This is a genomic window from Neorhizobium vignae (assembly GCF_000732195.1).
GTDB classification, from domain to species: domain Bacteria; phylum Pseudomonadota; class Alphaproteobacteria; order Rhizobiales; family Rhizobiaceae; genus Neorhizobium; species Neorhizobium vignae.
This window is the reverse complement of record NZ_JNNU01000021.1, coordinates 1-551: the sequence shown is the minus strand read 5'-3', so window position 1 is coordinate 551 and position 551 is coordinate 1. Positions and strand designations below refer to the sequence as shown.

General features: G+C 62.8%; 1 protein-coding gene. It reads right to left on the bottom strand.

Translation table 11 applies throughout. From position 1 onward, the window contains the following. On the bottom strand, positions 1 to 551 hold a 551-nt coding region (locus GQ59_RS25555; RefSeq protein ID WP_037086688.1), incomplete at both ends, for a calcium-binding protein.

Here is a 551-nt window from a genome sequence, read left to right as displayed (position 1 = left end):
CCCGCCATCCAGCGTGTCATTGCCGGAACCACCGGAAACGACGTTCGCCAAAGCATTGCCGGTCCCTACAAAATCGCCGACGCCGATGAAGGTCAACTTCTCGACATTGGCGATACTGGTCAATTCATAAGCGGAAAGCGCCGTCTTGATCAGATCGGTGCCGGCGTTGGCGGCTTCGGAAACGATATCGCCCAGGGCATCGACGATGTAGGTGTCGTTGCCAACGCCTCCAATCAACGTGTCGGCGCCCGCGCCACCGTCGAGGATATCGGCGGCCGCGCCGCCCCGGATCGTGTTGTCGAGGCCATTGCCGGTCCCCGTGAATGCCGCCACGCCGGTATAGGTCAGGTTCTCGACATCCGTGCCAAGCGTGTAGATTGCGAGGTTCGTCTGCACCATGTCGGTGCCTTGGCCGGCGTTTTCGGTGACGGTGTCGCCGACATTGTCGACCACGTAGGTGTCGTTGCCACTGCCGCCGACCAGCGTGTCGGCACCGGCACCGCCGTTCAGCGTGTCATTGCCGGCGCCACCGGTGATCGTGTTGGCGAGCC